At 68.0% G+C, this 20081-nt stretch carries 20 protein-coding genes, 1 tRNA gene and 1 pseudogene; 10 read left to right on the top strand and 12 right to left on the bottom strand.

The annotated features are described in order from the left end of the window. The first annotated feature begins 59 nt into the window (after nt 1-59). Together AC04ME_RS18495 and AC04ME_RS18490 are read left to right on the top strand one after the other, a co-directional pair. Nucleotides 60-1265 (top strand): YihY/virulence factor BrkB family protein, encoded by a 1206-nt coding sequence (locus tag AC04ME_RS18495; protein WP_042540319.1) that lies wholly within the window; start codon nt 60-62, stop codon nt 1263-1265. Between the two features lie 10 nt (nt 1266-1275). Beyond that, nucleotides 1276-2118 carry an exodeoxyribonuclease III gene (locus tag AC04ME_RS18490; protein WP_194285948.1) on the top strand — a complete coding sequence of 281 codons (843 nt, stop codon included), beginning with the start codon at nt 1276-1278 and terminating at the stop codon, nt 2116-2118. A gap of 60 nt (nt 2119-2178) precedes the next feature. Here the strand turns inward: AC04ME_RS18490 and AC04ME_RS18485 are convergent, their stop codons facing one another. Next, nucleotides 2179-2511 carry a hypothetical protein gene (locus AC04ME_RS18485; RefSeq protein WP_042540332.1) on the bottom strand — a complete coding sequence of 111 codons (333 nt, stop codon included), beginning with the start codon at nt 2509-2511 and terminating at the stop codon, nt 2179-2181. Nucleotides 2512-2568: 57 nt separating this feature from the next. Here AC04ME_RS18485 and trpS point away from each other — a divergent pair, with 57 nt between their 5' ends. Together trpS and AC04ME_RS18475 are read left to right on the top strand one after the other, a co-directional pair. Next, nucleotides 2569-3573, top strand: a complete 1005-nt coding sequence (gene trpS, locus AC04ME_RS18480) for a tryptophan--tRNA ligase (protein WP_079113214.1) — start codon at nt 2569-2571, stop codon at nt 3571-3573. 24 nt (nt 3574-3597) lie between these two features. Beyond that, nucleotides 3598-4428, top strand: coding sequence for a hypothetical protein (locus AC04ME_RS18475; protein WP_475436510.1), 831 nt, complete (start codon nt 3598-3600; stop codon nt 4426-4428). 32 nt (nt 4429-4460) lie between these two features. Here AC04ME_RS18475 and pth read toward each other — a convergent pair whose 3' ends face one another. Together pth and AC04ME_RS18465 are read right to left on the bottom strand one after the other, a co-directional pair. Further along, entirely contained in the window at nt 4461-5042 is a 582-nt protein-coding gene (pth, locus tag AC04ME_RS18470) for an aminoacyl-tRNA hydrolase (RefSeq protein ID WP_042540313.1), read from the bottom strand. Between the two features lie 119 nt (nt 5043-5161). Beyond that, nucleotides 5162-5770: a 50S ribosomal protein L25/general stress protein Ctc gene (locus tag AC04ME_RS18465; protein WP_042540311.1), complete on the bottom strand. Its 609-nt coding sequence runs from the start codon at nt 5768-5770 to the stop codon at nt 5162-5164. A gap of 222 nt (nt 5771-5992) precedes the next feature. On the opposite strand from AC04ME_RS18465, the gene AC04ME_RS18460 reads away from it, so the two are divergent. Further along, nucleotides 5993-6118, top strand: a complete 126-nt coding sequence (locus AC04ME_RS18460; protein WP_256381367.1) for a hypothetical protein — start codon at nt 5993-5995, stop codon at nt 6116-6118. A gap of 97 nt (nt 6119-6215) precedes the next feature. After that, complete coding sequence (gene gndA, locus AC04ME_RS18455; protein WP_042540310.1) at nt 6216-7664, top strand: NADP-dependent phosphogluconate dehydrogenase; 1449 nt, start codon at nt 6216-6218, stop codon at nt 7662-7664. A gap of 58 nt (nt 7665-7722) precedes the next feature. On the opposite strand, the gene AC04ME_RS18450 is transcribed toward gndA, so the two are convergent. Together AC04ME_RS18450 and AC04ME_RS18445 are read right to left on the bottom strand one after the other, a co-directional pair. Further along, nucleotides 7723-8448 (bottom strand): ABC transporter ATP-binding protein, encoded by a 726-nt coding sequence (locus AC04ME_RS18450; protein ID WP_475436507.1) that lies wholly within the window; start codon nt 8446-8448, stop codon nt 7723-7725. A 36-nt stretch (nt 8449-8484) separates the two neighbouring features. Beyond that, on the bottom strand, nt 8485-9948 hold the full coding sequence (locus AC04ME_RS18445; RefSeq protein WP_475436505.1) for an ABC transporter permease: 1464 nt from the start codon (nt 9946-9948) through the stop codon (nt 8485-8487). Between the two features lie 164 nt (nt 9949-10112). On the opposite strand from AC04ME_RS18445, the gene AC04ME_RS18440 reads away from it, so the two are divergent. Both AC04ME_RS18440 and AC04ME_RS18435 read left to right on the top strand, forming a co-directional pair. Then, nucleotides 10113-10841, top strand: coding sequence for a response regulator transcription factor (locus AC04ME_RS18440; protein ID WP_042540306.1), 729 nt, complete (start codon nt 10113-10115; stop codon nt 10839-10841). Nucleotides 10842-10867: 26 nt separating this feature from the next. After that, complete coding sequence (locus tag AC04ME_RS18435) at nt 10868-12340, top strand: sensor histidine kinase (RefSeq protein ID WP_455905231.1); 1473 nt, start codon at nt 10868-10870, stop codon at nt 12338-12340. Between the two features lie 188 nt (nt 12341-12528). Here AC04ME_RS18435 and AC04ME_RS18430 read toward each other — a convergent pair. The 6 genes and pseudogenes from AC04ME_RS18430 to AC04ME_RS18405 form a co-directional block, all read right to left on the bottom strand. Further along, nucleotides 12529-12825, bottom strand: a pseudogene (locus tag AC04ME_RS18430) (ferredoxin--NADP reductase); the annotation flags it as partial. 1233 nt (nt 12826-14058) lie between these two features. Further along, complete coding sequence (locus AC04ME_RS18425; protein WP_475436503.1) at nt 14059-14916, bottom strand: FAD:protein FMN transferase; 858 nt, start codon at nt 14914-14916, stop codon at nt 14059-14061. Nucleotides 14917-14932: 16 nt separating this feature from the next. Next, complete coding sequence (locus AC04ME_RS18420) at nt 14933-15403, bottom strand: FMN-binding protein (protein ID WP_475436501.1); 471 nt, start codon at nt 15401-15403, stop codon at nt 14933-14935. An 86-nt stretch (nt 15404-15489) separates the two neighbouring features. Next, nucleotides 15490-16524 (bottom strand): ribose-phosphate diphosphokinase, encoded by a 1035-nt coding sequence (locus AC04ME_RS18415; protein WP_042537432.1) that lies wholly within the window; start codon nt 16522-16524, stop codon nt 15490-15492. A gap of 8 nt (nt 16525-16532) precedes the next feature. Further along, the gene (glmU, locus tag AC04ME_RS18410; RefSeq protein ID WP_475436500.1) at nt 16533-17963 is read right to left on the bottom strand and encodes a bifunctional UDP-N-acetylglucosamine diphosphorylase/glucosamine-1-phosphate N-acetyltransferase GlmU; all 1431 of its coding nucleotides are present in this window, start codon (nt 17961-17963) and stop codon (nt 16533-16535) included. Nucleotide 17964: 1 nt separating this feature from the next. After that, nucleotides 17965-18036: transfer RNA gene (locus AC04ME_RS18405), tRNA-Gln, on the bottom strand. 71 nt (nt 18037-18107) lie between these two features. Here AC04ME_RS18405 and AC04ME_RS18400 point away from each other — a divergent pair. Both AC04ME_RS18400 and AC04ME_RS18395 read left to right on the top strand, forming a co-directional pair. Then, nucleotides 18108-18602, top strand: a complete 495-nt coding sequence (locus AC04ME_RS18400) for a MarR family winged helix-turn-helix transcriptional regulator (RefSeq protein ID WP_042537429.1) — start codon at nt 18108-18110, stop codon at nt 18600-18602. 18 nt (nt 18603-18620) lie between these two features. After that, nucleotides 18621-19544 (top strand): pseudouridine synthase, encoded by a 924-nt coding sequence (locus AC04ME_RS18395; protein WP_197065946.1) that lies wholly within the window; start codon nt 18621-18623, stop codon nt 19542-19544. Here the strand turns inward: AC04ME_RS18395 and AC04ME_RS18390 are convergent. Then, a partial coding sequence (locus AC04ME_RS18390; protein WP_475436499.1) for a methionine ABC transporter permease occupies nt 19531-20081 on the bottom strand: 551 nt, incomplete at its 5' end. The genes AC04ME_RS18395 and AC04ME_RS18390 overlap by 14 nt on opposite strands.

The raw sequence follows: 20081 nt of genomic DNA, 5'->3' as shown, positions 1-20081 counted from the left end.
CGACGGGCGGGCTCCTTCACGGAGTCCGCCCGTTCTCTCTGTGTGGATAGGGTGAGGATGTGTCTGATCCTGCTGGCGCCGAGAGCGAGCCCCGCCGCCTCGACGCGGCCGTCGAACGGGCCACCGCACTGACCCAGCGCACGCTCGGGCTGTTCCCCGTGCGCGTGTGGCGTCACTTCCTGCAGCACAACGGGTTCCTCCTCGCAGCGGGCGTGAGCTACCAGGCGCTGTTCGCGATCTTCGCGGCGATCTATCTCGCCTTCGCCATCGCCGGTCTCTGGCTCGGAGGCAGCACCGAAGCGGTCGACGGCATGATCGACATCATCAACAGCTACATCCCCAACCTGATCCAGGACGAGGGCGGGGTGTTCACCCCGCAGCAGGTGCAGGAGATCGCTGCGAGCACGACCGGGCTGCTCAGCATCACCGGTCTGATCGCGCTCGGAACCGTGATCTGGACGGCCATCGGCTGGGTGACGTTCTCGCGACGCGCGACGCGCGACATCTTCGGCCTGCCGCCCGACCGTCGCAGCTACGTCATCCTGAAGGCGAGGGATCTTCTCGCCGCGCTGATCTTCGGAGCGTCGCTGATCGCCGGTTCACTGCTCAGCTCCGCCAGCGCGGTCGCGATGAGCTGGATCCTGAGCCTGCTGGGATGGGGATCCGCCCTCGACGGCCTCACCAGCATCCGGATCGGCACCGTGCTCGTGTCCTTCGCGCTGCTGTCGGGCGCACTCGCGGCGATGGTGCGCTTCCTCACCGGCACATCCCTGCACTGGAGCACGATCTGGCCGGGCGCGCTCCTCGGCGGCGGGGCGATGACGATCCTCCAGTTCGGCGCGGGATTCCTGCTGAGCTACACGCCGACGAATCCGCTGCTCGCCACGTTCGCGATCTTCATCGGTCTGCTGCTGTGGTTCAGGGTGAACGGCGTGGTGATGCTGGTCGCCTCCTCGTGGATCGCCGTCGCGGCGAAGGATCGTGACCTGCCGCTGCTGGCTCAGTCCGACGCGGAGCGGCGGGCGGCTGAACACCAGACCCTGGTGGCAGCAGCCCGCATCCGCGTGCGCGAGGCGCACGAGGCTCGCGAGACGGCTCCGTGGTACCGCGCCTGGGCCGCCGCCAGGGCCGTGCATGCGACGGAGCAGGAGCTCGCCGACCTGGAGGCCTCCGCTCCCCCGCCCGTCGATGCGAGCTCCGCCTTCGCCCAGCGTCTGCTGGCCGATCTGCAGCGTCCGTCCAAGGATGTCGGCGGCCCTCGTTAGGCTGGTGAGCATGCCTCATCTGCGTATCGCCTCGGTCAATGTCAACGGAATCCGAGCGGCGGCTCGCAACGGTATGAGCAGCTGGCTCGATGCGGCCGACGTCGACATCCTGACGCTGCAGGAGGTCCGCGGGCAGGACGAGCACCTCGAGGCCGCGCTTCCCGGATGGACGTTCGTGCACGACGAGGCCACGGCCAAGGGACGCGCCGGCGTGGCGATCGCGAGCCGCGTGCCGGCCATCGCCTCCCGCACCGAGTTCGGCGACGACGACTTCGATTCGAAGGGACGCTGGATCGAAGCTGATTTCCTCATCGGAGACCGCCCGCTCACGGTGGTCAGCGCCTACGTGCACAGCGGCGAGGCCGACACTCCGAAGCAGGAGGAGAAGTGGAAGTTCCTCGATGCGTTCGGTGTGCGTCTCGCGGACCTCGGCGATGATGACGGCGCGCTCGCTCTCGTGACCGGTGACCTGAACGTCGGCCATCGCGAACTCGACATCAAGAACTGGCGGGGCAACCGCAAGAAGGCCGGTTTCCTCCCCCGCGAGCGCGCGTACTTCGACCGGTTCCTCGGAGCGGCGGGCGAGACGGTCGAGTCCGCAGACGGCTCGACCGGCACCGGTCTCGGCTGGGTCGACGTCGGGCGCGTGTTCCACGGTGAGGTCGACGGGCCGTACACGTGGTGGTCGATGCGCGGTCAGGCATTCGACAACGATTCGGGGTGGCGCATCGACTACCACCTCGCGACTCCCGCGCTCGCCGAGCGGGTCACGGCCTATCACGTCGTCCGCGCAGCCGCGTACGACCAGCGCTGGAGCGACCACGCTCCGGTCGTGGTCGACTACAGCTACTGACCTCTCGCGCACCGACTGCCTGCTGTCCGGGTCGCGGTCTCGGTCTGGATCTGGGTGCGATCAGGCCGTGACAAGAGCGACGACCAGTGCGGCCGCGACCGCGAGGTATCCGAGCATGCTCCACAGGTAGGCCGTGCCCCGGAGTGCGCGAGGGAACACGAGCGGCACCGCGATCGCGACGAGGATGCCGGCGATGAGCGCGAGGAACGTGCCGAAGATGATCCCATAGCCATGCGGGTCGCCTCTCGTCCATCCGAACCGGCTGCTCAGCGCCACCCACGCGAGCAGGACGAACGGTGCGCCGAACAGCACCGTGAGCACGACTCCGATGATGCGAGAGACGCCATCGCCGCGTTCCTCGTCGGCGCCGGCGGCATCCGGAGCAGTCGTCATGGAGCGAGTCTCCCCCGCCGGCTCGCGGACCACCACCACCCCCATAGGATTGATACCGTGACGAAACCTCGCCTCTACTCAGGAATGCAGCCCTCCGCCGACTCTCTGCAGATCGGCAACTACATCGGAGCGCTCCTGCAGTGGCGGGACCTGCAGAGCTCGTACGACGCGTATTTCTCGGTGGTCGACCTGCACGCACTCACGGTCGCACAGGACCCCGCGGAGCTGCGTGAGAAGACCCGCCGGACCGCCGCCCAGTACATCGCCGCGGGCATCGAGCCCTCGCTGTCGACGCTGTATGTGCAGTCGCACGTCCGCGCGCACGCGGAGCTCGCCTGGATCCTCTCGACGATCACGGGTTTCGGTGAAGCCGGCCGCATGACCCAGTTCAAAGACAAGTCCGCGCGCTACGGTGCCGACGCGACGAGCGTCGGCCTGTTCACCTACCCGGTGCTGATGGCCGCCGACATCCTGCTCTACCAGACCGACGTCGTGCCTGTCGGCGATGACCAGAAGCAGCACGTCGAGCTCACGCGAGACCTGGCCGAGCGCTTCAATTCGCGGTTCGGAGAGACGTTCGTCGTGCCGCGACCCGTGATCCAGAAGGACACGGCGCGCATCTACGACCTCCAGAACCCGACGTCGAAGATGTCGAAGTCGGCAGAGAGCGACGCAGGCGTGCTGTGGATGCTCGACGACCCGGCGAAGTCGGCGAAGAAGATCATGCGCGCGGTGACCGACAACGAAGGCTCGGTCCGCTTCGATCGCGAGAGCAAGCCCGGCGTATCGAATCTGCTGACCATCTACGCGGCGCTCTCAGGACGACAGGTTCCCTCGATCGAAGACGAGTATGCGGGCCGCGGCTACGGCGACTTCAAGAAGGGGCTCGCCGAAGTGGTCGTGAACGAGTTCGAACCCGTGCGTGCTCGTGCACTCGAACTTCTCGATGACCCGGCCGAGCTCGATCGGATCCTCGCGCAGAACGCCGCGCGCGCGGATGCCGTCGCCGACGCGACCCTCGGAGCGGTCTACGACCGGGTCGGACTGCTTCGTCGCGTCTGACCTCGACAGCCATAGGATGGGGGCGTGACTGATCCGCAGCAGCCCCCGTCCGGTGCCGTCCCCCCTGTGCCTCCCGTGCCCCGGTCGGACGAGGAGCAGCCGCAGTTCGCATCGCCCGTCTCGTCACCGGCGCCGCAGATCTCGACGCCGGCGCCGCCCGCACCGCCTTCGTACTCGACGCCTCCGGCTCCGCCCGCGCACCAGGGCGCGCCTCCCGTCTACCAGGGCGCACCCCCCGCGGCTCCCGCCGCACACAGCGAACAGGCCTTCCCCGCTCCCGCCGCCCCGACCCAGCCGTTCTCCGCCGGTCTGCCCGCACCCGCATACCCGGCACCGACGGGCGCCCCCGTGTACCCGCATCCCGCGGGTCAGCAGCCCGGCGCACCGACCTACCAGGCAGCTCCTCCCGGCGCCTACCAGGTTCCGGTCGGTGGCTACACGGCGCCCGCAGGCGCGTATCAGGCGCCGATCACCGGGGAGAAGAAGTCCGGGCTGATGGGCATCCTGGCGCTGATCCTGGCGATCGTGGCCGCTGTCGTCACGCCGATCGTCGCCGGAGTCGCAGGCTTCGATATCGGTCGTCGTCTCCCGGGCGGTCTCGACACGACCGATCCCGACTTCCTGTCGGTCCTCTCGCCCGCGCGTGACCAGGTGCTGTGGGCGGAGATCTCGTTCTGGACCGGGACGATCCTCGGCATCGCCGCCATCGTCATCGGCATCATCGCGATTCGCAAGACGCAGGCGCGCGGCGCGGGCATCACTGCACTCGTCGTCGCGGTGCTCGGCCCGATCATCTTCTGGGTCGTCCTGCTGGTCACCCTGTCGACCGGCACCGCGACCGGCTTCCTGCCGTAACGAAGCGGTGCGACGACCGCACCTCGTTCGGATCAGCGTGGCGCGTGGTGCTTCTGCTGCGCGGAGAGCAGGCCCTCCTCGACGAGCAGCTCGACCGCGTCCGCCCCGTCTGACACGAGAATCGGCAGATTCGCGCGCTCGTCTTTGCTGAACGGCGAGAGCACCCAATCGGCGGGGTCCTGTCGGCCCACCGGGCGACCGATGCCGACGCGCACCCGCGGGAACTCCGGCGTGGTGAGGGCGCGGGCGATGTCGCGCACCCCGTTGTGTCCGCCGTGGCCTCCGCCGATCTTGAGCTTGACGGTGTCGAAGGGGATGTCGAGTTCGTCGTGGACGACGATGACCTGCTCCGGCGGCACCGAGTAGAAGCGAGCGAGAGCCGCCACCGGAGTGCCGGAGACGTTCATGAACGTGTTGGGCTTGGCGAGCACGAGCTTGTCACCGCCCGGACGCACCCAGGTCTCGACGACACGCGCCCCGCCCTTGTGCTCGCGAAAGCTCTCGCCACGGCGCGAGGCGAGCTCGTCGACGACCATCTGGCCGATGTTGTGGCGCGTGGCCTCGTATCGCGGGCCGGGGTTGCCGAGCCCCACCACGAGCCAGGTGGATGCCATGTGATCGTCCTCTCGCATGCGGGCCCTTCGCGGTGCCCGGGTCAGGATACGACAGAGGGGGCGCGATCTGCTCGCGCCCCCTCTGTGATGCAGTCAGCTGTGCGCTGCGCCTGCGGAGATCACTCCGCGGCGGGAGCCTCCTCGGCGGAAGCCTCGTCGGCTCCGGCCTCGTCCTCACCGAGCGACTCCTCGGCCGGGATCGCGATCGCGACGACGAGCACCTCGGGGTCGGTCAGCAGCGTCGAGCCCTTGGGGAGCGTGACGTCGGCGGCGGTGATGTGCGCGCCCTCTTCGAGACCCTCGACCGAGACCTCGACGTTCTGCGGCAGGTGCGTGGCCTCGGCCTCGATAGAGATCGTGTTCGCGTCCTGGTTGACGATCGTGCCGGGAGCCGGCTCTCCGGTGACGATGACGGGAACGTCGATCGTGACCTTCTCGCCCTTGCGAACGACCAGCAGGTCGATGTGCTCGATGATCTGGTGCACCGGGTCGCGCTGGACATCCTTGACGAGGGCGAGCTGGTCCTTGCCGTCGATGTCGAGCTCGAGCAGCGCGTTCGCGCGGCGGATGATCAGCGAGACCTGGTGGCCGGGCAGTGCGACGTGCACGGGGTCGGTGCCGTGACCGTAGATGACGGCGGGGATCTTGCCTGCGGCGCGCAGACGACGGGCGAAGCCCTTGCCGAAGCTCTCGCGGAGCTCGGCCTTGACCTTGGTGTCTTCGGACATGGGGTTCTCCTTCGGGGCACGCAGCGACAGCTACGCGGTGGTCTTGGAATTGTTCTCGAACGCAGACACGTGAGGAAAGCCACCGGCTTGCTTCGCCGCGTCGATAACGGATGCCAGCGCACGCGCAGAAGCATCCCTCGCCGAGGTACTCCTCTCATGGTACCGGATGAGCCGATAGGCTGAGAACACCGATCCCCTCTCTGCAGAACATGGAGTTCCCACATGCTCGACGGCGTCTTCTTCTCCCACGCGATCGCCTGGCTCATCGGCGCGATGACCGTGTGCGCCGCAGGCTTCACCTTCGCGGCTCTGTTCTCGCTCGGGCGCTCGGGGTACCGCAAGGACTGACCTCCTCGCGTCCGACACCACCCGTCACACGGGAACACCACCCCGGACGCCGCGATAATCTGGGAGCATCCCCTTCTTCTCGATCTAGGAGCCATCTGTGCCCGAAGCATCAGCGAACATCGGAGTCGTCGGACTCGCCGTCATGGGTTCGAACCTCGCCCGCAACCTCGCCAGCCGCGAGGGCAACACGGTGGCGATCTTCAACCGCAGCTACGAGAAGACCGAGACGCTCGTCTCCGAGCACCCTGAGGCCGGCTTCATCCCGGCCAAGACGTACCAGGAGTTCGCCGACTCGCTGCAGAAGCCGCGCACGGCGATCATCATGGTCAAGGCCGGCGGCCCGACCGACGCCGTGATCGACTCGCTCGTCGAGGTCTTCGAGCCGGGCGACATCATCGTCGACGGCGGCAACGCGTACTTCCCCGACACGATCCGCCGCGAGAAGGCCGTCCGCGAGACGGGCATCAACTTCGTCGGCGCCGGCATCTCGGGCGGCGAAGAGGGCGCGCTCACGGGCCCGTCGATCATGCCCGGCGGCTCGGACGAGTCCTGGATCACCCTCGGCCCGATCCTCAAGTCGATCGCCGCGATCGCCGAGGGCGAGCCGTGCGTCACGCACGTCGGCCACGACGGCGCGGGCCACTTCGTCAAGATGGTGCACAACGGCATCGAGTACGCCGACATGCAGCTGATCGCCGAGGCCTACGACCTCATCCGTCGCGGCACGGGCAAGTCCCCCGCCGAGATCGCCGAGATCTTCGCCGAGTGGAACAAGGGCGAGCTCGAGTCGTACCTGATCGAGATCACCGCAGAGGTGCTGCGCCAGGTGGATGCCGAGACCGGCAAGCCGCTCGTCGACGTGATCCTCGACCAGGCCGGGGCCAAGGGCACCGGTGCATGGACCGTGCAGACCGCCCTCTCGCTCGGCGTGCCGGTGTCGGGTATCGCCGAGGCCACCTTCGCCCGATCGCTGTCCTCGCACCCCGAGCAGCGCGAGGTCGCAGGCTCTCTTCCCGGCCCTGACGACGCGTTCACCGTCGCCGACGAGGCCGCGTTCATCGAGGACGTGCGTCTCGCGCTCTACGCCTCGAAGATCGTCGCCTACTCGCAGGGCTTCGACGAGATCCGCGCGGGCGCGGCAGAGTACGGCTGGAACATCGACCTCGGTGCGATCAGCAAGATCTGGCGCGGCGGCTGCATCATCCGTGCGCAGTTCCTCAACCGCATCGCCGACGCCTACGCCGCAGAGCCCGGCCTGCCCGTGCTGCTGACGGCTCCCTACTTCACTGAGGCGATCACCCGCGCGCAGGCGCCGTGGCGTCGCGTCGTGGTCGCGGCGGCTCAGGCCGGCATCCCCGCTCCGGCGTTCTCGTCGTCGCTGTCGTACTACGACGGCATCCGCGCCGACCGCCTCCCGGCCGCCCTCGTGCAGGGACAGCGCGACTTCTTCGGTGCGCACACCTACAAGCGCATCGACAAGCCGGGCACGTTCCACACGCAGTGGTCGGGCGACCGCACCGAGATCGAAGCCGAAGACACGCACTGAGCGCTCTCTGACGCATGACGAAGGCCCCGGCGAGTGTCGCCGGGGCCTTCGTCTTGTCTCACCTGGTGATGTCCTGCACCGTCCCCTTTGCGAGCCGCAGCCGCCTCGTCGCCCGGCGAGCCACCGCCGAGTCGTGCGTGACGACGATCATGGTGATCCCCTCGGCGCACAGCCCCTCGAGCAGCGTGAGGATCTCGTCTCGCATGCTCTCGTCGAGGTTGCCGGTCGGTTCATCGGCCAGCAGCACCCGAGGCCGCTTCACGATCGCCCTGGCGATAGCCACGCGCTGCTGCTGACCGCCCGAGAGCTCGGTCGGCAGGTGGTCACCACGGTCGTCGAGGCCGACGTGAGCGAGCGCCTGCGCCACGCGGGCCGATCGCTCGGCGCGGCTCAGCGAGGCAGGCTCGAGCGCCATGTTCACGTTCTCGGCAGCCGTGAGGGTCGGGATGAGGTTGAATCCCTGGAATACGAAGCCGATCTCCTCGGCCCGGATGCGAGTGAGCTCACGAGCGGATGCGGAGGCGAGCTCGATGTCGCCGAGCTTCAGCGACCCCGAAGACGGCTTGTCGAGCGCTCCCAGCAGTTGCAGCAGCGTCGATTTGCCTCCTCCAGTGGGCCCCTGGATCGTGACGAACTCGCCGGGGTCGATGGTGAGATCGACACCGGTCAGCGCCTTCACCGTCCTTGCCTTCTGCCGGTAGGTGCGAGTGACGCCCTGCGCGCGGTATATCGGCGCCGCGGCATCCGTCCCGTTCGCCGTGGGGGCGATGTCTGCGATGGTCATGATGTCTCTCCTCTGTCTGTGATGTCTCGTGAACCGTCAGGCGACGGAACGCAGTGCCTCGGCAGGGCTCAGTCGTGCCGCCCGCCATCCGCCGAACGCTCCGGCCACGAGGCCACCGAGCACGGCGAGACCGACGGCCGCGACCAGCACCCAGGGGGTGAAGGGGGCCTGCAGCACGATGTCGGCCGCCTGTTGCGTCTGGAACATGCCACCACCTCCGGTGGGTCCGCCACCCGTTCCCCCGGGGCCGACTTCGGCAGTGCCCGCGGCAGCAGCGGCGACCGTCGGCTTCACGAGGTTGATGACGACGATCCCGGTGATGCCGAGCACCAGGCCTACGGCGCCGCCAATGAGTCCCTGCACCATCGACTCGCCCGCGACCTGACGCACGACACGGCCGTTGGACCAGCCGATCGCTTTGAGGGTGCCGAACTCTCTCGTGCGACGTGAGACGCCAGACAGCGTCAGCAGCACCGAGAGCAGCACGGCGACCGCGAGCACGATGATCGACAGCCAGGTGCCGAGGTTCGTGATCAGCGAGGTCGCGCTCGACAGCGACCCTGAGACGGTCGATGCGAGCTCGGACTGCGACGTGATGGTGGCATCGGGAAGCTCGTCGGCGAGTGCCGTCTGCACAGCGTCGATGGACGCCGCCGACTCGGCCTGCACGTAGACGGTGGAGACGACGTCTCCGGCACCCGAGAGCTCCTGGGCCGTGTCGAGGGGCAGGTAGACGTTGGCCGCGGTGTCGGCGGAGTCGGAGGTGGATGCCACGATGCCGACGATCTCGACATCGGAACCGGCGACGTCGATCGTGTCACCGACGGCGATCTCGTTCGTGCTCGCGTAGGTGACGTCGACGAGGGCGACGAGCGCACCCGCATCATCGCTGTCGAGAGCGCGGCCGTCGCTGATCTCGACCGAGGCGAGCGGACCCACCGACGTCACGGCCGGATCGATGCCGAGCACCGTGAACGACTCGACGCCGAAGGAGCCGCCACCGGCGCCGCCCTGGGGCGGTGCGTCGCCCTCGGTGGGAGCGGCGCCCTCAGCGGTTCCGTCCTGCGCTCCGAAGCCGCCGCTGGGCAGCTCACCCGAGAAGGTCGAGTTCGTGAGGCTGAGCGCAGCGGATGCCGCCGTCACGCCGTCCGTCGCCGTCACCGTGTCGAGCACGGTCGCGTCGAGAGTTCCGCGCATGAAGTCCGTCATCAGGGTCGACTGACTCAACGTCGTCGTGTCGCCTTCGGTGGCTCCGTCCTCCGATCCGAAGTCGAAGCGCTGACCACCGCCCTCCCCCGGCTCAGCCGCGGCCCCGGTGACCGTGAGGTCGGTTCCGACGCCGTAGACCGACTCCAGTGCCTGGGCCTGCGCATCGCGCACTCCCGCGGTGAGCGCGTTGACGACGATGACCAGGGCGATCGCGATGGCGAGCCCGATCGCGACGATCATCGTCTGTCTCTTGCGGCCTGCCAACTCGCGCCGCAGATATGTCCCGTACATGTGTCTCCTTCCGCCGCGCCGTTCGCGGGCCGATGATGACGCTAGGGAGCGGACTTTTGCGAGTTCGAGGGAGGAGTGATGAGAAGACTATGGCCGGCGGATCTCACAGCCCACGCATAGCGCTCTCCATAGAAACCCCATAGGTGATTCCGCAGAATGTACTCATGAGCTCCGATCTCCCCGAACTGCGCCGCCCCGACGGCTCCCCCCTGCGCATCCTCGCCGTCGACGATGAGCAGATGCTCACCGATCTCCTCGCGATGGCCCTGCGGATGGAGGGCTGGGAGGTGCGCACCGCATCATCCGGCCTGGAGGCGCTGCAGGTCGCGCGCGAATTCGAACCCGACGCGCTCGTGCTCGACATCATGATGCCCGACCTCGACGGCATGGCCGTGCTGCGGCGCCTTCGCGAATCCGGCAGCCTCGTGCCGGTGCTCTTCCTCACTGCGAAGGATGCCGTCGGCGACCGGGTCGCCGGCCTCACCGCCGGTGGTGACGACTACGTCACGAAGCCGTTCAGCCTGGAAGAGGTGATCGCCCGACTGCGCGCGATCATCCGCCGCACCGGACACGCGACGGCCGACGACGGTCAGTCGATCCTCCGCGTCGCCGACCTCACCCTCAACGAGGACAGCCACGAGGTCGTCCGCGACGGCACCGAGATCGAGTTGACCGCGACCGAGTTCGAGCTGCTCCGCTACCTGATGCGCAACGAGCGACGAGTGCTGTCGAAGGCCCAGATCCTCGACCGGGTGTGGAGCTACGACTTCGGCGGCAAGTCGTCGGTCGTCGAGCTGTACATCTCGTACCTGCGCAAGAAGATCGACGCCGGGCGCACCCCGCTGCTGCACACGGTGCGAGGTGTCGGCTACATGATCAAGGCGCCCCAGTGAGCCTGACGGGGATGGCTCGGCGACCGATGAGTCTGCAGACACGGCTGATGACAGCCGTGATCGGGTTCGTCTCGCTCATCCTCGTGATCGTCGCCGTGATCACCAGCGCTCTGCTCGGCAGCACACTGGAGAGACAGCTCGAGGATCGCCTGCACAGTTACTCGAATACGGTGACACAGTGGGTCAGCCGGGTGCCCGCGCAGTTCGCGAACATGGACAACATCCTCGAGATCAACGACGCCCGCGTCCCAGGACTCCTGCTGGCGGTGTCCAGCACGGAGGGCGGAACCAGCGGAGTGCTCTTCCCCGACACCAAAGACGAATGGGGCGGCGTTCCGCAGAAGCTGACCAGCGCAGACCTCGATCGTATCGACGCGGCACTCGGCGGCCAGCCCAGTGCGACAGTCACCATCGACGACTTCGGCTCGTACATGGTCTTCGCGAAGCAGGCGCCCAACGGTGTCAACGTCGTCACCGGACTCCCCCGGACCGAGATCCAGAATCAGCTGACGACGCTGCTCACAGTGATCGCCCTGGCGACGATCGGAGGCCTCATCCTGTTGGCGCTCACCACGGCGATCACCATCCGCGTGGGGCTGAGACCATTGCGCGCGGTCGCGGCGACGGCAACCCGGGTGGCGAATCAGCCCCTGGACCGAGGTGAAGTGCAGATCACCGAGCGCGTTCCCGCATCGGAGGCCGATCCGCGCACGGAGACCGGCCTGGTCGGCTCGTCTCTGAACAAGCTTCTCGACCACGTCAACGACTCCCTCGCCTCGCGTCAGAAGAACGAGGAGCGGATGCGCCGGTTCGTCGCCGACGCGAGCCACGAGCTGCGCACTCCGCTGTCGTCTATCCGCGGGTACTCCGAGCTCTCGCTGCGCGCGTTGAAGCAACAGGGTGGCGAGGCGGCCGTCGAGAGCACCACCACGTCGCTCGAGCGCATCCAGGCTCAGTCGCTGCGCATGACGCGCCTCGTCGAGGACCTGCTGCTGCTCGCCCGTCTCGACGAGGGACGGGAGCTGGTCTACGGCACTGTCGACCTGACCCAGCTCGCGCTCGAGGGCCTCTCCGACGCACGCCCGACTGCGGCAGACCATCACTGGAACATCGAGGCTCCTGATGAGCCCATCGTCATCGTCGGCGACGCCGGACGGATGCACCAGGTCGTCGCGAACCTTCTCGCCAACGCGCGGACGCACACCCCCGCGGGCACCTCGATCACGCTCAGCGTGAGTCGCGAAGGTGATGAGGCCGTGTTGCGGGTGCACGACGACGGGCCCGGTATCGACCCCGGCGTGCGAGATGAGCTCTTCGCCCGGTTCGCGCGTGGCGACAGCTCCCGCGCTCGGCAGACCGGCGGCACCGGCCTCGGACTGGCCATCGCGAAAGCGATCGTCGAGGGCCACGGCGGCCACCTCACCGTCGCCAGCCAACCCGGCGACACGACGTTCACGGTGCGACTCCCCCTGAGCCCGGCCACTGCATCCACCGACTGACGTCCCGTCCCCAAAGGCTGCGGGGTCAAAAGAACATCGGAAGCAGGCGATCCCGGTGCGTTTTTGACCCCGCAGGACATGCCTCGGAGTAGACGCACGCCGAGCGGAACCCCGGCTCRGTATCCGGCGAAGGCGTCTGTCGTGAGGGAGCGGGCCTTCTGCAGCGCGGGAGCGAGGTCGGCGATGAGCCGCGGAGGACCGGAGATGTACGAGTGCCGCTCGCCGATGTCGGGAACGTGACGCTCGAGGCCTGCGGCGTCGAGGCGCGCGCCCTGCGCCCAGGTCCAGTGCGTCGGAAGGTTCGCAGGCTCRTCGCGCGTGAAGACGATGACGCGCGCGCCGGTGGCGGCCAGCTCGTCTCGGAACGCCAGCTCCGAGCTGTCGGAGGCCACATAGACCAGCACGATGTCACGCTGCTGCTCCGTGAGCTGGAGTTGCCGCAGCTGCGACACGAACGGCGTCACGCCGATGCCTGCGGCGACCATCAGGACGGGCGTCTCCGAACGCGGGAGGAGGAAGTCGCCCCACGTGCCCGTCACGGCGAGAGCTGAGCCCGGTTCCGCTGCAGCCAGTGCGCGCTTGTAGCTCGACGGATGCTTCTGATCGCCGTCCTTATAGGCGATGCGGAGCGTCGGGAGGTCTGCCGGGGCCGAGACGATGCTGAACTCACGGCGGGTTCCGCGGGCATCCGGTCGGGCGTGCGGCACATCCAGTTCGAGGTACTGTCCCGGAAGGAATCTCAGCTTTCCCTGTGCGCGGAACGTCAGCTCCTGAGCGGTCGGCGTGATGAACTGCCGCTTCTCGAGCACGAGCCGCACCGACCCTCGCAGCGCGAAGGCGAACGCGAGCAGGTTCCCGATGAGCAGCGCCCGCTCCTGCCCGAGGGTGAAGAGGCCGCCGATCGCGATCGGCCACCCGGCGAGTGCTCCGACGAGAACCGCCACCGAGAACTGCTGCCACCGGCGCGGCGGCAGAGTCAGGGGCTCGGAGAGCATGAACGCTCCGAGGAACAGGAACGGGGACTGCAAGATCGCGAACGAGAGAGCGGCACCGGGATCGAAGGCGATCGAGAACTCCTGAGCCTGCACGGCCTGCCGCAGCATCGCGACAGCGATCGCGACGATGAGGAAGACGACGACGACGCGCACCTTCTCGGTGCGCCAGAGGACGACGAGTCCGAGAATCAGGACGGGGACGAAGAGCGACGGTGTGCCGACCCACCACGACGAGGACGTCCCGAGCCACTCGAAGGCACCGAAGGATCCGAGGATCGACACGACGGCCGCACCGAAGGCGGCGGGGTTGAGGACGTGCCGACCCCGCCACACGATCAGATACTTCGACAGGCTCGCCACGACTCCGGCGATGGCCAGCCCGAGCAGGGCGTTCGGCTCGATGCCGGGGCGGAGCACGAAGAGCAGGATCAGTGCCGTCACCAGCGAAGACTCGATGCGCCACGGCAGCCGCAGGATGCGCTGGGCCGCCGCATCCACCAGCGATATGACCAACGCAAGCACGACGAAGGACGCGATGATCTCGAGCGGTGTCGGCGAGACGATCACGCCGAGAGCCGACAGCACCACGGCGATGAGCCCCAGCGCGAGCAGGGCGAACAGCACCAGACGGTACATGGAGATGCCGCCGAGCAAGGCGAGAACCCGCTGCCGCAGCGCGGTGATGGAAGTGATCACAGGTCTACTCTTCCCTACTTCGATGCCTCATCGGCGGGTGGTGAACAGCTGTGCGGGGCAGCCCGGCGAACGCTCGGCGCGTCCGTCGGTCGTCATGCGCACCCACTCGACGCCCCACGATGCGGCGAGCTCGGGGCCGCCGTCGAAGAACAGGGCGGTCGCGACGGCATCCGCTCGCATCGCCTCAGGGGCGATCGCCCACGTGGCCGCCCAGGTGCGGACCGGCACCCCGGTGCGAGCGTCGAGCACGTGGTGGAGTCCATCACCCCACGCTCGGCGATTGATCGCCGAGGCACAGAGCGCGGCATCCTGCAGTTCGATCACGCCGATCGCCTTCGTCGGATCGTACGGATGCTCGAGTCCGACCCGCACCACGTCTCCGCGGACTCTCATATCACCTCCGGCATCGACCACGAGGTCACCGGGCACGTCGGCGAGCACCCCGGCCACGAGATCGACCAGACGCCCTTTGCCGAGTGCCCCGACGTCGAGAAGAGCCGGCGCGGATGCCGTGGCCTCCCCCGCCGTCCAGCGCACCCGATCGGTCCAGTCTGCCGGGGCGGCGATCGGGGAGCTCGCGACGAGCGAGTACGACGCGTCGTAGCCGAGGGCATCCAAGCTCCCCGCCACGAGCGGGTTCACCGCCCCGGAGCTCGCCCTCGACAGGTCGCGGTAGGCATCGAGCATCGCGCCCGCATCGGGAGACGAGATCGAGCCGCCGTCTCGGCCGACACGGGTGACCGATGAGTCCTCTCGGAACCGCGACCACTCCCGGTCGAATCGCTCGATCTCGGCCCCGACGCGTTCACGGTCGTCCGCGCCGAGCTCGTGCGACGTCTCGATCTCCCAGAGTGTGCCGATCGCGTCGAAACGCCAGATCGTCATGCCGTGGTCAGGCGCCTCAGGCGGCGGCCTGCTCCTTGATCGACTCGACGGCCTCGTTGAACCCGCCACTGGTGAGCGACGAGCCCGCCACACGGCTGACCTCGATGTCGTCGAGGGACTTGCCCACGACCTCATCCGCGATGCCGCCGATGAACTCGCCCTGGTACTGCTCGCTCTCGCGGGCCTGCGGGTCGCCGGTCACCTCGACATCCGTGACCAGACCGCCGGCGACCGTGAGGGTCACGCTGATCGTCTCGACCGTCTCGGGGGTCTGGTACGAGCCGTCGGCGGTGTATGTGCCGTCGGTGTAGTCGCCGCCGGCCGCCGCTCCGGAATCGGTCGATTCGGTGCTCGTGTCGGTCCCGGTGTCGGTCGGCTGGTCTTCGGCGTCAGCCGTGCCGGAGCACCCCGCGAGGACGAGCAGTCCTGCGACGCCGGCCAGGGCTGCGCCCTTGCGAACAGAAGTCGGTACAGTCGTGCGGATCATGATGGTCCTCCCGGCCTTGATCGGTGTGTGTGATTCGACCGTAGGGACAGCATCTATGCGCGGGCTGTGTCCGAAGTATGGGTCGCCTAAGCGTCGCCGCCGAACATGCTCGTGACGGATCCGTCTTCGAAGACCTCGTGGATCGCGCGGGCGAGCAGCGGGGCGATCGGGAGGATCGTGAGCTTGTCCCACTGGCGCGACTCGGTCAGGGGGATGGTGTCGGTGATCACGACCTCGTCGATCGACGCGTCCTGCAGACGCTCGGATGCCGGGTCGCTGAAGATCGCGTGCGTCGCGGCGACGATCACGCGATGCGCACCGCTTGCCTTCAGCGCCTGCGCCGCCTTCACGATCGTGCCGCCGGTGTCGATCATGTCGTCGACGAGGAGGCAGGTGCGCCCCTCGACGGTGCCGACGATCTCGTGCACGGAGACCTGGTTGGCGACCTTCGGGTCGCGACGCTTGTGGATGATGGCGAGCGGTGCCCCGAGGCTGTCCGACCAGGTGTCTGCGACGCGGACCCGACCCATGTCGGGCGAGACGACGGTGAGGATCTTTCGGTCCTCTGCGCTCAGCGTGCTCTTGAAGTACTCCATCAGCACGGGCTTGGCGAAGAGATGGTCGACAGGACCGTCGAAGAATCCCTGGATCTGGGCGGCGTGCAGGTCGACGCTCATGACGCGGTCTGCACCGGCCGTCTTGAGCAGATCGGCGACGAGGCGGGCACTGATCGGCTCACGGCCTCGGCCCTTCTTGTCCTGACGCGAGTACGGATAGTAGGGGGCGACGACCGTGATGCGCTTGGCGGAGGCGCGCTTCGCGGCGTCGATCATGATGAGCGTCTCCATGAGCCACTCGTTGACCGGCTCGCCGAAGGTCTGGATCAGGAACAGGTCGCAGCCTCGGATCGACACCTCGAACCGTGCGTAGATCTCACCGGATGCGAAGGTGCGGTGCTCGGTCGGCACGACCTCTGTTCCGAGTGATGCGGCCACCGCTGCGGTCAGCGCGGGGTGCGATCGACCACCGGCGACCACGAGTCGCTTCTTGGTCTTGGCTACGAGACCCGGAGCGATGCCGTTGTCCCTGTCCAGATCGACCGTCTTCTTCTTGCGCGCCATCGTTCTGCCTACTCCGCCACTCGGGATCGGGCTGCGGCGTCTGCCGCGCCCGTGCCTGCCCTGTTCTTCTCGACCCAACCCTCGATGTTGCGCTGAGGGGCGACGCTCATGGCAAGGGAGCCGGCAGGGACATCCTTGCGGACGACAGCGCCGGCACCTGTCTTGGCGCCGGCTCCCAGCCTAACGGGCGCGACGAGGGTCGTGTGCGACCCGGTGTGCACCTCGTCTTCGACGATCGTTCGGTGCTTGTTCACGTCGTCGTAGTTCGCCGTGATCGTGCTGGCGCCGAGGTTGACGCCTCGACCGATGGTCGCATCGCCGACGTACGACAGGTGCGGGACCTTGCTGCCTTCGCCGATCTCGGCGTTCTTCGTCTCGACGTAAGCGCCGATCTTGCCGCGGGCCCCGAGGACGGTGCCAGGGCGCAGGAACGAGAAGGGGCCGACGGTGGCCTCGGCGCCGATGACCGCGAGCGTGGCATCGGTGCGGCGGACGATCGCGTCTTCACCGACCTCGCAGTCGACGAGGGTCGTGTCGGGACCGATGATGGCACCTTCGGCGATCGTCGTGGCGCGCAGGATGTGTGTGTTCGGGAGGATCGTGACGTCGGGCGCCAGGGTGGCGTCGTCGTCGATCCAGGTCGTCGCCGGGTCGATCACGGTGACGCCCTCGAGCTGCCAGCGCCGCACGATCCGGCGGTTGAGCAGACGACCGACCTCGGCGAGCTGAGCGCGATCGTTGACGCCGTAGGTGACCGTGACGTCGGAGACGACGGATGCCGCCACCCGGCTGCCGTCGCGGCGGAGCAGCCCCGGAACGTCGGTCAGGTACATCTCGCCCTGCGCGTTGTCCACGCCGACGGACGGCAGGTACTTGCGCAGCGTCGCGACCCGGAACACGTACATGCCCGCGTTGATCTCGCTGACGGAGGCCTCTTCTGCCGTGGCGTCCTTCTGCTCGACCACTCGGTCGACACCGCCGTCTGCGTCGCGGATGACGCGGCCGTAGCCGGTCGGGTCGTCGACGACGGCGGTCATGAGTGTCGCTTCGGCGTCCGCCTCGCGGTGCGCATCGAGGAACGAGCGCAGCGTGTCGGCATCCGCGAGCGGGCAGTCTCCAGAGAGCACGAGCACGTCGCCGTCGAAGTCCGCAGGGAGCGCATCGACCGCGACCTGCACCGCTCGGCCCGTGCCGGGAACCTCGTCCTGGTCGATGAAGACGGCATCCGGGTAGTCCTCGGTGAGGGCGGCGACCACCTGGTCGCGCTCGTGCCGCACGACGACCTCGACGTGGTCCGCCTCGAGGCGACCTGCCGTCGTCAGGACGTGCCCCACCAGTGGGCGCCCGCCGATCGGGTGCAGCACCTTCGGCAGGCGCGAGCGCATGCGGGTTCCCTGGCCTGCGGCGAGGATGATGATCGCGAGATTGTTCCCAGTCATGCTCCGCCGCCAGGACTCGAACCTAGACCTAACAGCTCCAAAGGCTGTCGTGCTGCCATTACACCACGGCGGACCGCTGCTCCCGAGGGAGCCGCGGGTCAAGTCTGCCATGTCCGCCTGCGTGCTACCGGCGATAATGGACGGATGACTGAGGCGGATGAGGTTGATCGGATCGTCGGCGCCTGGAACACCCAGCGACCCGACCTCGACTTCTCACCCCTCGAGGTGCTGTCGCGGATGGATCGCCTGACCCGGCTGCTCGACCGCGCTCGTCGCGACGTGTTCCGCCGGAGCGATCTGGAGGCCTGGGAGTGGGACGTGCTGTCGGCGCTGCGCCGCGCCGGGGCGCCCTTCCAGCTCTCCCCCAAGCAGCTCCTTCAGCAGACGCTGGTGTCGAGCGGCACCATGACCAATCGCATCGATCGTCTCGTCGGGCGTCGTTTCGTGCGGCGCGAGGGCGACCCTGCTGACGGCCGCAGCGTGCTCGTGACGCTCACGGATGATGGGCGGATCCGGGTGGATGCCGCGATCACGCGTCTGGTCGACGTCGAGGACGACCTGCTGCGGGCCCTGTCGCGCGGCGACCGCGATCGCCTGGCTGCGCTGCTGCGCAAGCTGAGCCTCAGTTTCGACGCGTGAGGAACTGACGACATGGCGATGCTCTCCCCTCTTCCCGTGCGCGACGGCGTCGGCGCCACGCGCCTGCACGTTCCGATGAGCGGCGACTGGCCGACGGTGGGCGCCTACATGATCGACCGCTTCTTCCACCTCGACCCCGAAGGTCTGCTCAGCCGCTTCGACCGCGGCGAGATCGTGGCCCGCGACGGCACTCCCCTGGCGCGGGACACACCCCTGGGCGTCGAGGAGTTCATCTGGTACTACCGTGATCCTCCCGTCGAGACGCGCCTGCCGGTCGAGATCGAGGTCATCCATCAGGACGACGACCTGGTGGTCATCGACAAGCCGCACTTCCTCCCGACGATCCCCGGCGGGAAGTTCCTGCAGAACTCCGCGCTGATCCGCCTCCGCAACCTGCTCGGCAACGACGAGCTCGCACCGATCCACCGACTCGATCGGGCGACCGCCGGGGTGCTGATGTTCTCGGCGCGTCCGGCCACGAGAGGCCCGTACCAGCTGCTGTTCGAGACCCGACAGGTGCAGAAGGTCTATGAGGCGGTCTCCGCCCGTCCGGCCGACTGGGAGGCGGCGCGATTCCCCCTCGTCTACCGCAATCACATCGTGAAGCTGCGCAACGAGCTGAAGGTCCAGGTCGACGACGAACGCGAGCCCAACGCCGAGACGCTGATCGAGGTGCTCGGTGCCGACGAGCGCGTCGTGCACACGCTGCTGCGCCCACACAGCGGCAAGATGCATCAGCTGCGGGTGCACCTCGCCGCTCTCGGCCTCGGCATCCTGAACGACCCGTTCTATCCCGAGCTGCGCGGCGAGCGGCCGGATGACTTCGATCACCCCATGCAGCTGCTCGCGCGCGAACTGCACTTCATCGATCCGCTGAGCGGCGCGCCGAGGGTGTTCTCCACGACGCGCACGCTGCAGGAAGCGCCCGTCAGCGGCGCATGATCTTGCGCGCGAGCCTCGTTCCGAGGATCTGCACGAGGTGCACGAACACCACGATCAGCACGATGGCCGTCCACATGACAACAGGCTCGAACTGCCGGAAGCCGTAGATCTGGGCGAACGCGCCGAGACCACCGCCGCCGATGAGACCGGCCATCGCCGTCATGTCGATCAGCGCGACCACGATGAAGGTGTAACCCAGAATGAGCGGCCCGAGGGATTCGGGGATCGCGACGGTGAACAGGATGCGCCAGGGGCCGGCACCCATAGAGCGCGCGGCTTCGATCACGCCGGGCGGCACCGAGACGAGGTGCTGCTCGACGATGCGGCCGATCGCGAAGGACGCCGCGAGCGCGATCATGAACGCGCCGGCCGTCGTGCCGATGCCGGTGCCGACGACCACGCGGGCGAAGGGCTGTGCAACCGCGACGAAGAGCACGAACGGGATCGGCCGGAAGAAGTTGACGCCGAGGTTCGCGACGAGTGCCACACCGCGGTTCTCAGCCAGGCCACCAGGGCGAGTGACGTACAGGATCACGC

This window comes from Microbacterium sp. LjRoot205, assembly GCF_056175745.1.
The sequence above is the reverse complement of the archived record's forward strand: the minus strand, read 5'-3'. Positions and strand labels throughout refer to the sequence as shown.

Coding starts and splice junctions, on each gene's coding strand:
- AC04ME_RS18490 (WP_194285948.1), top strand. CDS start 1,276: ATGCCTCATCTGCGTATCGCCTCGGTCAATGTCAACGGAATCCGAGCG.
- AC04ME_RS18485 (WP_042540332.1), bottom strand. CDS start 2,511: ATGACGACTGCTCCGGATGCCGCCGGCGCCGACGAGGAACGCGGCGAT.
- pth (WP_042540313.1), bottom strand. CDS start 5,042: ATGGCATCCACCTGGCTCGTGGTGGGGCTCGGCAACCCCGGCCCGCGA.
- AC04ME_RS18465 (WP_042540311.1), bottom strand. CDS start 5,770: ATGTCCGAAGACACCAAGGTCAAGGCCGAGCTCCGCGAGAGCTTCGGC.
- AC04ME_RS18460 (WP_256381367.1), top strand. CDS start 5,993: ATGCTCGACGGCGTCTTCTTCTCCCACGCGATCGCCTGGCTCATCGGC.
- AC04ME_RS18450 (WP_475436507.1), bottom strand. CDS start 8,448: ATGACCATCGCAGACATCGCCCCCACGGCGAACGGGACGGATGCCGCG.
- AC04ME_RS18445 (WP_475436505.1), bottom strand. CDS start 9,948: ATGTACGGGACATATCTGCGGCGCGAGTTGGCAGGCCGCAAGAGACAG.
- AC04ME_RS18440 (WP_042540306.1), top strand. CDS start 10,113: ATGAGCTCCGATCTCCCCGAACTGCGCCGCCCCGACGGCTCCCCCCTG.
- AC04ME_RS18435 (WP_455905231.1), top strand. CDS start 10,868: ATGAGTCTGCAGACACGGCTGATGACAGCCGTGATCGGGTTCGTCTCG.
- AC04ME_RS18425 (WP_475436503.1), bottom strand. CDS start 14,916: ATGACGATCTGGCGTTTCGACGCGATCGGCACACTCTGGGAGATCGAG.
- AC04ME_RS18420 (WP_475436501.1), bottom strand. CDS start 15,403: ATGATCCGCACGACTGTACCGACTTCTGTTCGCAAGGGCGCAGCCCTG.
- AC04ME_RS18415 (WP_042537432.1), bottom strand. CDS start 16,524: ATGGCGCGCAAGAAGAAGACGGTCGATCTGGACAGGGACAACGGCATC.
- glmU (WP_475436500.1), bottom strand. CDS start 17,963: ATGACTGGGAACAATCTCGCGATCATCATCCTCGCCGCAGGCCAGGGA.
- AC04ME_RS18400 (WP_042537429.1), top strand. CDS start 18,108: ATGACTGAGGCGGATGAGGTTGATCGGATCGTCGGCGCCTGGAACACC.
- AC04ME_RS18395 (WP_197065946.1), top strand. CDS start 18,621: ATGCTCTCCCCTCTTCCCGTGCGCGACGGCGTCGGCGCCACGCGCCTG.